At 46.2% G+C, this 15,291-nt stretch carries 12 protein-coding genes; 5 read left to right on the top strand and 7 right to left on the bottom strand.

Annotation, left to right across the window (positions count from 1 at the left end):
- Window positions 1–79 precede the first annotated feature (79 nt).
- The 3 genes from QUA10_RS08010 to QUA10_RS08000 all read right to left on the bottom strand — a co-directional run bounded on the left by QUA10_RS08010 (window position 80) and on the right by QUA10_RS08000 (window position 5,425).
- Window positions 80–1,411, bottom strand: coding sequence for a response regulator (locus QUA10_RS08010; protein ID WP_333082098.1), 1,332 nt, complete (start codon window positions 1,409–1,411; stop codon window positions 80–82).
- Complete coding sequence (locus QUA10_RS08005; RefSeq protein ID WP_445243565.1) at window positions 1,404–4,172, bottom strand: ATP-binding protein; 2,769 nt, start codon at window positions 4,170–4,172, stop codon at window positions 1,404–1,406. The genes QUA10_RS08010 and QUA10_RS08005 overlap by 8 nt, the downstream gene beginning before the upstream one ends.
- 629 nt (window positions 4,173–4,801) lie before the next feature.
- Window positions 4,802–5,425, bottom strand: a complete 624-nt coding sequence (locus QUA10_RS08000; RefSeq protein ID WP_333082100.1) for a Uma2 family endonuclease — start codon at window positions 5,423–5,425, stop codon at window positions 4,802–4,804.
- Between the two features lie 144 nt (window positions 5,426–5,569).
- Between QUA10_RS08000 and QUA10_RS07995 the strand changes: the two genes are divergently transcribed.
- The 3 genes from QUA10_RS07995 to QUA10_RS07985 all read left to right on the top strand — a co-directional run bounded on the left by QUA10_RS07995 (window position 5,570) and on the right by QUA10_RS07985 (window position 8,087).
- Window positions 5,570–6,139 carry an HD domain-containing protein gene (locus QUA10_RS07995; RefSeq protein WP_333082101.1) on the top strand — a complete coding sequence of 190 codons (570 nt, stop codon included), beginning with the start codon at window positions 5,570–5,572 and terminating at the stop codon, window positions 6,137–6,139.
- 51 nt (window positions 6,140–6,190) lie between these two features.
- The gene (locus QUA10_RS07990) at window positions 6,191–7,324 is read left to right on the top strand and encodes an ABC transporter ATP-binding protein (protein ID WP_333082102.1); all 1,134 of its coding nucleotides are present in this window, start codon (window positions 6,191–6,193) and stop codon (window positions 7,322–7,324) included.
- A gap of 358 nt (window positions 7,325–7,682) precedes the next feature.
- Window positions 7,683–8,087: a hypothetical protein gene (locus QUA10_RS07985; protein WP_333082103.1), complete on the top strand. Its 405-nt coding sequence runs from the start codon at window positions 7,683–7,685 to the stop codon at window positions 8,085–8,087.
- 86 nt (window positions 8,088–8,173) lie between these two features.
- Here the strand turns inward: QUA10_RS07985 and QUA10_RS07980 are convergent, their stop codons facing one another.
- From QUA10_RS07980 to rbfA, 3 genes are all read right to left on the bottom strand, one after another.
- On the bottom strand, window positions 8,174–8,407 hold the full coding sequence (locus tag QUA10_RS07980) for a DUF4327 family protein (RefSeq protein WP_333057778.1): 234 nt from the start codon (window positions 8,405–8,407) through the stop codon (window positions 8,174–8,176).
- 362 nt (window positions 8,408–8,769) lie between these two features.
- Window positions 8,770–10,407, bottom strand: coding sequence for a glycoside hydrolase family 3 N-terminal domain-containing protein (locus QUA10_RS07975; RefSeq protein ID WP_333082104.1), 1,638 nt, complete (start codon window positions 10,405–10,407; stop codon window positions 8,770–8,772).
- A 71-nt stretch (window positions 10,408–10,478) separates the two neighbouring features.
- Window positions 10,479–10,913: a 30S ribosome-binding factor RbfA gene (gene rbfA / locus QUA10_RS07970; RefSeq protein ID WP_333082105.1), complete on the bottom strand. Its 435-nt coding sequence runs from the start codon at window positions 10,911–10,913 to the stop codon at window positions 10,479–10,481.
- Window positions 10,914–11,109: 196 nt separating this feature from the next.
- Here rbfA and QUA10_RS07965 point away from each other — a divergent pair, with 196 nt between their 5' ends.
- Together QUA10_RS07965 and sipA are read left to right on the top strand one after the other, a co-directional pair.
- Window positions 11,110–11,313, top strand: coding sequence for a hypothetical protein (locus QUA10_RS07965; protein WP_333086217.1), 204 nt, complete (start codon window positions 11,110–11,112; stop codon window positions 11,311–11,313).
- A 134-nt stretch (window positions 11,314–11,447) separates the two neighbouring features.
- The gene (sipA, locus tag QUA10_RS07960; protein WP_333082106.1) at window positions 11,448–11,687 is read left to right on the top strand and encodes a regulatory protein SipA; all 240 of its coding nucleotides are present in this window, start codon (window positions 11,448–11,450) and stop codon (window positions 11,685–11,687) included.
- A 122-nt stretch (window positions 11,688–11,809) separates the two neighbouring features.
- Here sipA and QUA10_RS07955 read toward each other — a convergent pair whose 3' ends face one another.
- Window positions 11,810–15,172, bottom strand: a complete 3,363-nt coding sequence (locus tag QUA10_RS07955; RefSeq protein ID WP_333082107.1) for an EAL domain-containing protein — start codon at window positions 15,170–15,172, stop codon at window positions 11,810–11,812.
- Window positions 15,173–15,291 lie beyond the last annotated feature (119 nt).

Genomic DNA, 15,291 nt, shown 5'->3' with positions numbered 1-15,291 from the left:
CGCGTACTACTATATCAATAGTTTGGATGGTTTTAAGGGTCGATATCAATCATCTTTATGCCGCCACTGCAACGATTTGTTATGCTGCGTCAACGCAGATCGTTGCCTGAATGTCTTTTACAGCGAGAGCCTTCACCGGAATTGAAATCACAAACTCTGTACCTTGACCTAAAGTTGAGTTGACTTCTAGACTGCCACAGTGTTTCTCGACTACGATTTGACGAGCGATCGCCAATCCCAGCCCTGTTCCTTGCCCCACGCCTTTGGTGGTAAACAGATGGTCAAAGATTTTTGGCTTCACCGCCTCCGTAATGCCAATCCCATTATCCTGAATTCGGATCACTGCCTGAGCTCCCGACAATTGCGTCTTGACAGTAATCTGGTTGGGGTTAGCTTTGATCTGAGCAAAACTGCGTCCTTGATTTGATTCCTCAAGGGCATCGATCGCATTTGCCAGCAGATTCATAAATACCTGATTCAACTGTCCGGCAAAGCATTCTACCTGTGGCAGATCGCCATAATCTGTGATGACTTGAATTTCCGGGCGAGATTCGTTGGCTTTGAGGCGATGCTTGAGAATCAAGATCGTGCTGTCAATGCCGTCATGGATATTGTAAGCAATGGGGCGCTCGCAATCAGAACGCGAGAAGGTTCTTAAACTGGTGCTGATTGTGTTAATGCGATCGACTCCTTCTTGCATCGAATCGATCAACTTGGGTAAATCCTCTTGTAAATATTCCAAATCTATTTCCTCCAGGAATGCTTGTAGCGTGTCACTTGGATAAGGGAGTTCTTTTTGGTAGAGAGCGAGCAGTTGAAAGATGTCTTTAATATATTCCTGAGCGGGTTTCAGATTGCCAGCAATAAAGCAAAGCGGGTTATTAATTTCGTGCGCGACACCAGCGACTAAATTGCCCAAAGCAGACATCTTTTCGGTTTGGACTAACTGACACTGAGACTGTTGCAGTTGTGTGAATGCTGCTTCTAAATCAGCCGTTTGCTCAGCTACACGGTGTTCAAGATTTTTAGTTAACTGCCGTAGCTGCAAATGAGTTTTCACCCGTGCTAGCACCTCCTGTTCTTGAAATGGTTTGGTGATGTAGTCCACAGCACCCAGGACAAATCCTTTCACCTTACTGTCGGCATCCGAGAGAGCAGTCATAAAAATGATCGGAATACTGGCTGTGGTGGGATCTGCCTTCAGACGCTTGCAGGTTTCAAAGCCGTCAATTCCTGGCATTTGAACGTCGAGCAAGATCAGATCGGGAGGATAAGCTTGGACTCTCTTAAGAGCGCGATCGCCATCGATTGCGGTTGCTACGTCGTACCCCGCATCACTTAAGGTTTCACAAACCACTTCTAAGTTCGCAGGGGTATCATCCACCACCAGGATTAATTCAGGACTAGACATCGGCTTTCTTCTCTGTGAGGTATTGTTGTAGCAACTCTTCAATCTCTTCGGCTTTAAATTGCTTGGCAAGCCGAATAATTTGTGAGGTAAAATCTGCGTAACCAGGGTTAGAGTGAGCAATATGCTCTGTGTGCGCTCGTAGCCGTTTTAAGTTGCCTTTCTGGGCCATTTCTAGTAACGTTTTTAACTCTACAGGAGAAGGAATAATAATCGTTTCTGGGTTCTCTAATGGAGTCGTTGGAGGGGATGATCCAGAGCCGTTTGAGGCGATAATTTCATATTTCCACTTTAATTCCAAATGAGTGGCTAAGAGGTTAAATAATTCACTGACTTCCACTGGCTTTGCTAAGAAATCATTTGCCCCTGCATCTAAACTCATCTGTCGATAGGCTTGTGATACTGATGCGGAAGAGACAATGATTTTCTGGTGTTGCAAATCATTGGCACTGCGAATTTGTTTGAGCAGTTCAAAGCCGTCCATGACTGGCATTGCCAAGTCTGTAATCACTAAGTCAGGTTGAGACTGTCGTATTTTTTCCAATCCTGCTTGTCCATTTTCGGCCTCACTAACTTGGAATCCTAGTGGCTCTAACAAATTGACGAGAACGGCTCGGTTTTCCCAACGATCGTCTATCACAAGTATGCTGCGTCGTTGTCCTTCGTAACCAATAATTTGTTTTCCTGTTGTGAAGGAGTTTTGCTGTACCCAATCGGTGGCGATCGCCAGTTCCACCTCAAAAAAGAATTGACTGCCGACTCCGGGTTGGCTATTAACTTGGATTTGTCCGTTCATAAGTTGGACAATTCTTTGGCTGATAGCGAGTCCTAAACCCGTGCCCTCGGCTTGGCGCTGGCGATCGCCCACTTGTTCAAAAGCCTGGAAAATTTTATCCAAATGATCGGGCGCAATTCCTACGCCCGTATCTTCAACTTGAAATTTGAAAGAGCGAGTAGACGGATTGGGAGGATTCTCAACTACGGCAACCTTGAGCGTGACAGAACCTTTGTCGGTGAATTTAATCGCATTTCCCACCAAGTTGAGTAATACCTGACGCAGCCGTTTTTCATCGGCAAAAATCCCTTCAGGCAACTGCGGATCGGTATCGTAAACGAAGTCAATGCCTTTTTGGTCTGCACGAATGCGACAGATTTCAGCGACACCTTGGAGGAATGAGGGAAAGTGAATTGCTTGAGGTGTGAGTTCTAATTTACCGGCTTCTATTTTGGACAAGTCCAGCACATCGTTAATCAGTGTCAGCAAATGAGAACCGCACTGGTAAATGACTTCTACCCCATGACGTTCTTTTGCTGGCAATGCGCTGCTGCGGTTGAGGATTTGAGCATAACCCAAAATACCGTTGAGGGGAGTGCGGAGTTCGTGGCTCATGTTGGCGAGAAATTCGCTTTTTGCTTGGTTCGCGCCATCAGCTACCAGTTTTGCTTCTTTTAGTTGTGCGGTACGTTCCTCGACACGGCTTTCCAGTTCGATAAAGGAGGTTTTGAGTTGAGCCGCCATCTGGTTAAAGGAATCTGCCAGCGATTCTAGTTCACTAATACCTTGCACTTGAAGTGTTTGATCCAACTGTCCAGAACTAATCGCCTGACTGGCTTTTTGTAGCTGCAAAATCGGTTTGGTAATCCAACGCGAAGTAAAAAGACCCAGTATTGTCGTCACCACCAAAGCCCCTAGACACAACAAAATTGTGGTGCGAGTATTGGCATTGATTTGTGCCATGAAATCTGATTCAGGCACCACAACGACGCTGAACCAATCGATACCTCGTTCGTCTCGAATGGCTGAAACTTGAACGAACTGCCGTTGGTTTGCCAGCATAAAATCAAGCTGTCGATTCTGTGCAATAGCCTTGAAGTTGCCAAATCGATCGACGATGGCTTGCGCGGTGCTACGAATTACAAGATTTTCAGACTTGACCGCAGGAATTTGTTGCAACTCCTCATTTTTAAGATCCAAAATGTAAGGCTGTTTGATCGTTGAACTGGCAATCAGATTGCCCGATCGATCTACGATAAACGTTTGTCCCGTTTGACCCACCTTCAACTCACTCAGAAAACGATGAATCTTGTCCAGCCGAAAGGTACTTTTTTCCACCCCTAGTAACGTTCCATCGCTCTTGTAAATCGGTTGCGATAGAGCCAGCGTAGCCGATTTATACGAACTGCTGACGTAGGGCACAGATGTCCAAGCTGGTTTTCCAGCTTCTTGTACAACTTGATACCAAGGTCGAGTCCGGGGGTCAAACTCTGCCTGAGTTTTGAGCAGTGCGATCCGTTGACCTCGATTATCAAGTTTGTAGAATTGACGTTGAGGTAGACGCGCTTTGTCACTGAGGCGAGAAACGATGCCGTCATTGATTGTTGTATCTAGGGCAATATTCGTGCCATCCTCTAAACCAATTTGCACATCTTCGAGGGTATTTTGGCTGACTAACCGCCACAACGTTCGTTCCAGTTTGGTGAAATCTGTTAAATCAACCTGACCCTCTTCAGCCGCAGCTACGATCACTTGTCCGGCAATATAAGGTTTTTCCAAATAGTTCAGAACTTGCAGGTTGAGGCGATCGCTCATCTCTTGACGTAACTGACTGGCAACATCATTGACTGCCTTCTGTCCATTTCTCAGAGAAATATATCCCGTTAATCCAACTGCTGCAAAGATTTGTAGAACAAACGGGACAATCAAGAGCGATCGCAGGGAAAGTTTGCGCTTAAGTTTAAATAGATTCAGGGATGAGTTTGACATAGAAATGCGAGTGGCTTGTATGGAAAATAGACTTTGAGGAATTGCTAGCTTGATGTTCAATCCACCTGGGTAGAGGTTTCAAGGCGCTTAAATTCCTGGCTAGACACCGACGCTAACAATTAATCTTGTACCTCCAACAAGCAGTCGCATTAGCCAGTTGCCAGTGGTTTTCTCTTGTTCACTGAAGTGCAACAATTGCTGAGTTGGTTGATGTGCCGTTGATTGGTGGAGTGGCTGGGAGACTGTGCTCGGCTGTGATCTGTTAGCCGAGGGTGATTGTTAGTAGATCGGGCGATCGTTCTGGCTCAAATTTAAAGGCGATCGTACTCCACCAAAAATCTCTCAACCCCATTCCCATCGCAGACTACCGCTTATAGAAAATCTCAGATAAAGCCCATCGCTTCTAGTCGTGGGATGAATCTGCTGACCGTAAAGGGTCAGTCCTTTTCAGTCTACGCCGCAGTCCCTTAATCCGATGTTAACTGTATCAATACTTCAAAGTTACCTTTAGGTCGATCTTAAACTCGATGTGAGCGTTCCCGCATTCTCATTAAACCCAGTCTTAAGCTAAACTTTCTCACCTGGAGTTTCTCTTTTTATGGTTTTAATAAATTAGTTTAACAAATACCTCAAGCCAACAATTCACTCACAGCTACGCTAAAACCTGCAAGCACACTTTGAGTTTTAACAACTTCATCGGCATTAAACAACCGCCAGCGTTGCCCTGCATTGACAAATATTAATCTAGCTTCAGGAAACAGCAACCAAACTTCTAAACATCCCGATTCCAAATATTCCTGAGCTTTGGCAAATAACTCTTCGCCGCTATCTTCGGGCGAAGCAACTTCCGCTATCAAAGGAAAACTTTGGGAAAATGCTGTAAAATTGCCTGATTCTGGCAGCAATTCAGGAGTAATGTAAGCAACATCGGGACGGCGGCCACGCTTGCTAGTGCGGCAAAGGATTTCTGTAAGCACTTCTCCTCCCTGTCCGCTGGAGTCTTTATAATTTCCCCAGAAACGAGCTAATTTAGATTGAGCTAGACTGTGCTTGAATGTCATTCCTGTTTTCTCCACTAAGTTGCCGTCAACCCATTCCATTCTATCAGCAGGTATGACTAAAAACTCTTCAAGAGATATGACTTTTTTAGGTTCAGATTCGGGGGATATTTTTGGTGTATTTTCTAATTGAGGAGGTGATTCTAACTCTGAGTTTTGGTCGGCATTTTTGGGTATAATTATAGTAGCTGTCATGCTCGCAACCTCTGTTTAACTATTATAAGTTTACAAGCGATCACTCTCGATCGCATTCGATGACATGATTGAAATTGGTAGATTTGGTTTTTTCAACTTAGCCGGACAATTTATATATCATAGCAATTCAGAAAGGTGACTTTCATGATTCTCTCAAACCGTTTTTCTGAAGCCCTCACCTATGCCGCCGAATTGCACGCTACCCAAGTTCGCAAAGGTTCCGGGGTTCCCTATATTGCCCATTTGTTGGCCACTGCTAGTATAGCTTTAGAATATGGGGCAAATGAAGATGAGGCGATCGCAGCTTTGCTTCACGATGCGATCGAAGATCAAGGCGGCGCCACCACCCGCGAAGCCATCCGCCACCGCTTTGGCGATACCGTCACAGCGATTGTAGACGGCTGTACCGACAGTGACGAGACGCCGAAACCCCCTTGGCGTCAGCGAAAGCAAGCTTATATCGATCGCATTTCTACAGCTTCTGGCTCAGTCAGATTAGTGTCGGCTGCTGATAAACTTTATAATGCCCGATCGATCCTGAAAGATTCCCGTCAATTAGGAGATACTGTTTGGGAACGCTTCAAAGGTGGCAAAGACGGTTCTCTCTGGTATTATCGTTCTTTAGTAGAAGCATTCCGCAAAGCTGAGTTAACGCCTATAGTTGAAGAATTGGAGCGCACCGTTTTAGAAGTGGAACAGTTTTTTGACGGCTGAATTCTGAAGGTAAAAAGCACTAATTTATTAATTACCAATTACAATTAAAAAATGGCAAATGTTCGCTTAGAAAATATTACCCGACGTTACCAAAACGTCACCGCGATCGAAAACATCAGCTTCAAAATCCCGGACGGGGAATTTTGGGTATTAGTCGGGCCATCCGGCTGCGGGAAATCCACAATTATGCGGACAATTGCAGGTTTAGAAACCGCAACTTCCGGCAATCTTTACATCGGAGATAATTTAGTTAACAACATTCCTGCTAGACAGCGGGATGTAGCAATGGTGTTTCAAAATTACGCGCTTTATCCACACATGACTGTCGCAGAAAACTTGGCATTTGGATTGCGGATGCGGAATGTTGACCCGACTACAATTCAAGAACGAGTCGAAACAGTAGCCCGATCGCTCTCGATCGACCACCTCCTCAAACGTAAGCCCAAACAGCTATCAGGCGGACAGCAGCAGCGGGTAGCACTCGGAAGGGCGATCGCCCGCGAACCGAAAGTATTTCTTTTAGATGAACCACTTTCTAACCTCGATGCTCAACTACGAGACGACACTAGAGCAGAACTCAAACAACTGCATCAACGGCTGGGAATTACCACAATTTACGTCACCCACGACCAAGTGGAAGCGATGACTTTAGCTGATAAGATAGTAGTCTTAAATGGGGGCAAAATTCAACAAATTGGAGACCCGCAAAGCATTTACGCCAAACCAGCTAACCGCATGGTTGCCACGTTTTTAGGCAATCCCGCCATGAACATTTTGCCTGTAATATATACTAACGAATCCTTTCAAGTAGGAGATCAATCTTTAGCCTGTCCGCCCTCGATTCAGAAAAAATTGCAGGCGAGAGAAGGACAAGGATTTGATTTGGGCATCCGTCCAGAAAATATAGAAATCTTTACCCCACAAACAGTAGAAGATGATGATTTGAAAAGCGATGTTTGGGCCTTAGAAAAAGTTCCTCTCGATGTAGAGGTAAAAGTAGTGGAACCTCTGGGGCGAGAAACTTTAATTCGGGCTAGTTTGCCGTTGTTGAGTGCTGAAACTACTGTACAGTTACAAATACCTGCGAGTGTTCGCTTGCGATCGGGCGATCGGCTGACGGTACAGCTTGACTTTGATCGACTATTTATATTTGACCCCTCCACCGGTGAGGCGCTGTATCCTTAATGGGCTTGAACAGGATTTACGCACGGGTAATCAGCCACCGGTTTTTTTTAGTCGCAGTGCCTAAGTCCTGTTCAATCTAAAATCTAAAATCTAAAATAGACTGATCCTTCCTGTGGGAAAGTCTCGATTCGTAGTTACAAAAGTTTACACTTGACATTTATTAATTTACGCAGTAATGATACGATTAGTATTGGCACAACGGTAAAACGTCCCCCCAAAAGCTGATATTTCCTGAATCGGGGGGGGCGATCGCTACCCAGAAGGCAAGCATCTTTTCCCTAAGAAGCGGCTTTACGCCCCGGCTGGGGAGCAATTAGCGAAGCAAAAACTCAGAAAAACGTTCTAGCGGCATTTTTAGATGAATCCCGACAACCTGCCTCAAATGCTGCAAACCGGATTTCACCTAACTTTAGGTGCAACTTCCTTTTTAATTGAGACATTGCAAGATCCTCTGAAGCGAGAAGAAAATCTTGACAAACTGAAGTCTGATTTGGGGTTACTCGCCGATGAGTTGCTGGAAAAAGGAGAAATGACTGAGCGAGAAGCCCGGAATTTTGTAGATACTATTTTCTCTCAACCGGGCGATCGGGAGAATGCAGACAATGAATCTGTCTCGCCCAAGCAATCAGATGCAGCGACTGATGCTCCTCCCGATTCGGTTGTACAGCCTAACGTAAAGCTAGAGATTCAAGAATTAACTGCACACATGGCAGCGCTGAGGGCCGAGTTGGAAAATTTGCGCGCCGAAAATTCCCAGTATTAAAGAATCAAGAGTCTTTAACACAGCCGGAGTTGACTTGGAAAATTACTTGCAAACTTATTTGCAAACTTATTTAAGAGAACCCAACTTTAGTCATTGTCCCATTTTTCAGAACCGATCAGGTCGGCAATGCGATCGCGCAGCAAGAAGTCGCATTTTTCTAATTCGCACTCTACACAAGCCCATTCCCGGGGCGGAATGAATTGGCAAAGCGTGTATATAGGCTGTTGGCGGCTCAGTACGCCCTCGTGGACGAGGTGACGCGCTTCATCTTGGATCACATCTAAAGAGTATTGGATTTGGGGAATAGTGGAGTGAATCATAATGCGCCCTCAATGTTTTACTAAAAAATTTTATGGCCCTGGTAATAATATAGTCCAAACTTACGAATATGGAAGTTAAATTTTGTCCGTATCCAGCTATACAATTCACTGCCGTAAATAAAAATAAATTATACGAATCATCAGTAAGTGATGGGATCTGTCTTAGGATATTGATAAACAGCACATTTTCCTGACTAGGAAGCGGATCTGCTGGAAAGCTCAATTCAGAACTTAGGAACCCGCATCCGATTCCCGGTTTCTCAATGCTTTGCCACCAAAGGCAACATTTCTTGCGAGAAACCGGGTTGATGAATTTAAGTCCTGACGGAAACAGCAAAGGAAAGATTTAGGAGTCCGGCAACTCAAGCATTACCAGTCCCGTCAATGCCGAATAGCACTTCTAGAACAAGAGATTGCGCTGCCGGCATTTGCCCATAACAAAATACATAAGGAATACTCGGAGGCAAGTGTGGCAAAAATTGCTCTAAAACGTAGGGACTGCCGTAAATTAACACAGCTTGCAGTTCTCCCGTTTTTAATAATTTCTTAAACCAATCTTGAGCTGCTTCGGTCAAACCAGCACTGCCTCGGAAGCAATTGCCGCGAATGAAAATTTGCAGCAGTGTCGGAGAAAAATGCTCTGCACCTGTATTATCAGCGATCGCCCCTGTGCGATCGTCAATCAGTTGCAATTCGTAACCAAACTGTTCAGGAATGGCGATCGCCGGAGTGTGGTTGCCCAAAAACTCGCACCCCAAAACATCATCTACAACAATCAAATTCCGCAAAAGCTGGTTTTCTGGGGGTTTTCCAACCTGCAAAGGTAGATTGCCACCAAATTTCAAAGAATCTCGCAAAATATCGGCAGCAGTTGCCCTTGCCTGTGGGTTTGCCAGCAAACTTAAGTCGATCGACTCCAAGGATTGTAAATTCTTGCTCCCCCCCTTAACAAGTTGGGGGGGGTCCGAAATCAACATACCCACCTTTATTTTCGCTTTCCAAATGCGGTTGACAGATTCCTTGATTTGTGAAATTGAAAGTCGCCCTTGAGTGACAGCTTCGCAGACAGCGAGAATCGCCCCCTCCGGGTCAAGCGGCATCAGCAAAACATCAGCACCAGCCTCAGCAGCCAAAACACCAGCTTCATTAGCGCCGTACTTATTGGCGATCGCACCCATCACCAAAGCATCCGTCACGATCAAACCTTCAAATCCCAACTCTTCTCGCAGCTTCCCAATCAAAATTTTGCGAGAAAGAGTAGCAGGAAACTCAGCATCCCAAGCCGGAATCAGCAAGTGAGCACTCATCACAGCATCGACCCCAGCAGCCATCGCCTCAACAAAAGGAGGCAACTCAACCTCAGTCAATCTCGCTGGCGAATGTGGCAAAACCGGCAATTCCAAGTGAGAATCAACCGCCGTGTCGCCGTGGCCGGGAAAATGCTTAGCTGTGGTCAAAACCGGGTGCTCACCTGCGCCTCTAATAAAAGCAGCAGCTAATTTCCCGACAATTTCCGGTGTCTCGCCAAAAGCGCGGACATTAATCACAGGATTGTCGGGATTGTTGTTAACATCAACCACCGGTGCGAGAATCCAATTTAGACCGATCGCCCTAGCTTCGATCGCAGTGACAGCGCCCATTTGTTCAGCATATTGATCGGCTTTACCTGCATCGTGCGGCGCAATTTCAGCAATTGCCATCGGCGGCCCGAACCAAGTCGCCCCCGCGAACCGCTGGCCGACACCTTCTTCAATATCAGCAGCCAGCAGTAGCGGAAACTTAGCCCAAGACTGCAATTGGTGCGATCGAACTGCCAACTCCGCAGCACTTCCCCCGACCAAAATCACCCCGCCGACGCCCAACTTTTCCAGATAATAGCGGAGTTTGCTAGCAGTTGGTTCCCATTCGGGATAGCGAATTTGGTGGTCGAACAAGCAGCCAGAAGCGCGCACCACGAACATCTGGGCCACCAGTTCGGGTAAGGAAAGATTGTCAATCATGGGAAATTAGGAATTGTTTGTTGACTGTTGACTGTTGACTGTTGACTTTGGGCTGTTGACTACCTTCAGACCTAATCCTCGTCTGGTTCTAAATCATCATCATCATTTTCATTGCCATCGGCCAATTCTTCGTCATCAAACATACCCGGTTTGCGATCTGCAGAAAGCTGATTCAGCAGTATCAACATTTTATCGCCCCGTTCCAAAGAACGGTCTTCCAGAAAAATCACCTCCGGCGTCCGGCGCAGTTGCAATCGTTGGCCCAACTGGTTGCGGACGTAGCTAGTAGCAGATTTCAAACCTTCCATAGTTTCAGCCTTCGCCTCATCAGTACCGTAGATGCTGACAAAAATTTTTGTATGCTGAAGGTCTCCAGAAACAATTACCTCAGTAACGCTAACCATACCGGCACCTACCCGATCGTCCTTAATGCCGTTCAGCAACATCAGGCTGACTTCCCGCTTAATCATTGAAGCTACGCGCTCAATGCGACGACTTGTAGCCATAACAACTATCCCCTACTTTTAGATCGGCCGTTTTCATCCCAATAGACAATTGTAGCGCGATCGGTCAGGCGTGTTACGGGCGATCGTCCGAGTTAGGGGTGAGATACAGCTTAGAGGAAAAAAATGTTTGATTGCCATAGGTGAATATATAGCTAATATAGAGAGGTAGAGTGAGATACAGCTTAGAGGAAAAAAAATGTTTGATTGGATTGTCAAAACCGTAGCCGATGCTTCAGGGGTAACTAACCAGCTAACGATAGCTGAATGGGCCAGATTGAACAGGACTAACCCTTTCGATATGGGAGCCAAAAACTACCAGCGATGTCTTCATGACTTAGGGTTAGGGGGAAAATATCATGAACTTGAATATAACGAAGATGGCAGCCTAAAATATCACTAATTTTGCGGTAATTCCCTTGATAATGCTTCAGAATCACCCATTTTATTATCCATCCCTAATCAATCAATCAATTAAACAAAAACATTTCTTGTCAAAATTCCTTTATCGCTGTGTTTTTTTAGGAAATAAAATTCATGGAAAAAGAATTTACAGTCGGTCAAAAAGTCCGAGTTGTGGCGATGCCGCCTTATGTTAAAACTGCCGAACCGATGCCGATGCTGCGGCCAGCGAATTTAATTGCGATCGGCGCTGAAGGCGTTGTGATCGATCGGCGTCCCGGCAATTATTGGGGAATTCGCTTTGAAAAAGGTGCTTTCCTGTTAGACAGTCAGTACATTGAAGCAGCGGAAACAATTTTAGAAGGTAATGGGTAATGAAAAAAGGGGGAATGGGGAATTGAGATCACCACTTAACATCTCCCTTTTCCTTGTTCCCTCAACATCCCTCCCTTAAATCGGTTAAATCCCTTTGCTTGCTCGTTGCCGAACTTCCTTATTCAACAAGCCAGCTTAGCCTCAAAAGCCAAAGAATTAACAGGAAACTCCCCCAAAACTTCCTCGAAAATAGGAGATGTGAAGTTACAAGGTTGAGGCTTGCCCAAATGATAACCTTGAGCGTAATCTACCCCAAGTTCATTGAGTTTATCCATAATTGTTTGATTTTCAACATACTCGGCAATAGTTTTAATTCCCATGACGTGAGCGATTTTGGTAATAGCTTCCACCATTGCGACATCAATAGGATTGTCTACAATATGCTTAATAAAATTGCCGTCTATTTTGAGATAATCAACCGGCAAGCTTTTTAGGTAAGCAAAGGAAGACATCCCGCTGCCGAAGTCGTCCAAGGCAAACTGGCAGCCTAGTTCTTTGAGTTGCCAAATCAAGCTGGCTGCCTTACTGAGATTACCAATGGCAACGGTTTCGGTAATTTCAAAACAAATTATTTGCGGCGGTATTTGATGGATAGAAAACTGCTCCTGAATAAACTCGATAAACTTTTCTTCGTTGAGGCTGTCCCCAGAAAGGTTGATGGAATAAAGGTTGGGATATTTGCCAAATGACGATTGCAGCTCAGAAAGAGAGCAAGCAGGGAAGGTAACTATTTTATCGCTGCCTACCCCAGGGTTTTGGACTAATAAATTGGCCGTGAAAATTTTAGATAAATGGCTAAATAAAGTGCTAATTACCCAGCGGTCGATCGCGTGCATCAAGTTGTAGCGTTCGGCTGCCGGAATAAACGCCATCGGCGACACCAACTCACCAGTTTCCAACTGGAGGCGCAGGAGGATTTCGCAGTGGGTTCCGGTGGTTGGAGAGTTGAGCAAAGGTACGATCGGCTGAGAGTACAAGCAAAAGCGATTCTCTTCTAAAGCTTGATGAATTTGCACCACCCACTCGGTTTCGCCATGCTGTTTGATTAATTCTTGATCGCCGGCTTGATAAACCTGTACCCGGTTGCGACCTTTATTTTTAGCAGCGTAGCAAGCCATATCGACCGCGCTCAAAATCGCAGATGTCGAGGCTGCTTTGGGATTGATTGCTACCAAACCGATACTGACGCCGATCGAAAAAGTTTTATCCTGCCACGCAAAGCGGAATCGCTGAATGCTTCGCAGCAGCGATTCTGCAACATTCAATCCTCGTTCGACGGGACAATGGTACAGGAGTACGGCAAATTCATCGCCACCCAAACGCGCCAAAATATCGGTTTTGCGGATATTGCTTTTAAATAGCTGGCTGACTTGGCGCAGTAGTTCGTCCCCTGCCGCATGACCGCAGGTGTCGTTAACTATTTTGAAGCGATCGAGATCCAGGTAAAGCATCACGTGTTCTTGCCCGTAACCTTGAGCGCCGTGTAGGGCGTGCTCTAGCTGGTACTCAAATTCCCGGCGGTTGACTAATTGCGTCAGGGGGTCATGAGTTGCCTGCCAGGTGAGTTGCCGCGCTTGAGTTCGCACTTGGGTGACATCTCGGAACACAACGACGGCGCCGACAATTTCGCCGCTGCTAGCGTGGATGGGGGCGACGCAGTGGTCGATCGCAAATTCGGTGTTGTTGTGGGCAATCAGCAAATTGTTGCGCCCTTGGTCAACAATCCGACCTTCGGACAAAGCGATTTCGGCGATATTTTCGATCGGCAGCCTGGTAGTTTCGTCAACTATTCTCAGCACGCTGGCGAGGGGCAAACCTTTAGCTTCCAATGTAGACCAACCCGTGAGTGTTTCGGCAACTGGATTCAGGGTGGAAATGCAGCCGTCGGCGTCAGTAGTAATGACGGCATCGCCGATCGATTGTAGTGTTACCTGAGCGAGTTCTTTTTCTTCAAAAAATGCTTGTTCCATGCGCTTGCGATCGGTAATATTTCGCTGCACCGACACCCAGTTGGTAACGTTCCCGGAGGTATCGGCAATGGGTACACTGTTGAGTTCCACCCAATAAGTTGAACCGTCTTTGCGGTAGTTAATCAATTCCAGGCGTAGGGGTTCTCGGCGAGAGAAAGCACGGCGAATTTTAGCGACTTGGGTGGGGTCGCTTTCTGGGCCGCGCAAGCAACTGGGGGTTTGTCCGATGATTTCTTCGGGTAGGTAGCCCGTCATTTGGGTAAAAGCTTCGTTGGCATAGATGATGGTGGGGTCGGAGATATCGCTGTCTCCGGCATCCATAATCACGATTGCGTCGTTAGCGTTCACTACAGCAGATTCTAAAAGGTGGAGTCTGGCCTCGGCCCTAACGCGGATAGCAATTTCGCTTTCTAGTCTGGCGTTAGTCAAGCTGAGGGAGGCGATCGCTTGTTGCAATTCCCTAGTTCTTTCTGTCACTGAATCGTGCAGAACATCGATCGCCCCGGACATTTCCATCGGGTCAAGTACGCGCAGTATGTTGGTTTGAGTAACTATTCCCAGGAGTTCTCCCTGTTCCCCCGTTACTACCAACCTACGGACTAAACGCTGGTGCATTTCCTGATGAGCTACCCACAGCGAGTCTTCTTGCTTGAGGCTAAATAAGGGGGTACTCATCACAGTTTGGGCGATCGTTTGCGACAAATCTATATCTAAAGCTTGAAATTCGATAATATCCCGTTCTGTGACTATACCTACTGGAATTGGGAACGGTAAATCCCTCGATAATTCTGTTGATTCCGTAATTACTACGCAGCTAACGCGGTGCTGCGCCATCAACTCGGCTAAACTCCTAACTGACGCGGAGCGAGGCGCTTGAATGACTTGTGCGGTCATTACTTCTTTCACGCGCCGCATTTTTAAGATATTTGCCGGTTTAAGCATGGCTTGGCGAATGCTTTCCGGCGTAATTACTCCTAATAGTTGACCTTCACTATCCAATATTGGCAAATGCTTAATTCTTCGTTGCCCCAGCAGAATTAGGGCGCTGAAAATGTCTTGAGTCTCGGATTTTGTCAGAGTTGCTGTCGGCTGCCTCATCACTTGTGCAATGGTGACACCTTTTAAGTTTTTGCCCGAGGCAATCAAATCGACAAGATCCCTTTCTGTGAAGATTCCTTGCAATTGAGAATGTGGATCACAGTGCGAGGATAATTTTAAGAGTGATTTTTCCACGACAAAGACGCAGATACCTGTCGCGTCTCTGAATGCACTTGAGGTGGGCGGATTTACGATTTCTGTTAGTGGCTGATAGATATCGGTTGGTGGAATGACTGCGTTTAGAGAGCAACTTGGGCGCCGTTGGCCCATCAGGGTAATTACTTCTGCTAGTGGGGTATCGGGCGCCACTGTCAAGGGGTAGCGGTCTATTACTTGAGCTAAGGTTGGCAGATACTTGGATGAATCGTTTTTGAGCATATTTAATTGAGTTTTGCGATCGCGTGGACTCTGCGACATTCCAAAAAAGTGCTGATTTCCAAGCACTAGGTGGATTTTTACGGCGCTGGTGAGACCTAATTAAAATTTATTGTTAAAAATGCAGCAGAGCTCGGGCTGGGGATCGGGCCAGTGACTGC

Source organism: Microcoleus sp. Pol8_D6 (assembly GCF_036700965.1).
In the GTDB taxonomy this organism is placed as follows: Bacteria; Cyanobacteriota; Cyanobacteriia; order Cyanobacteriales; family Microcoleaceae; genus Microcoleus.
The sequence above is the reverse complement of the archived record's forward strand: the minus strand, read 5'-3'. Positions and strand labels throughout refer to the sequence as shown.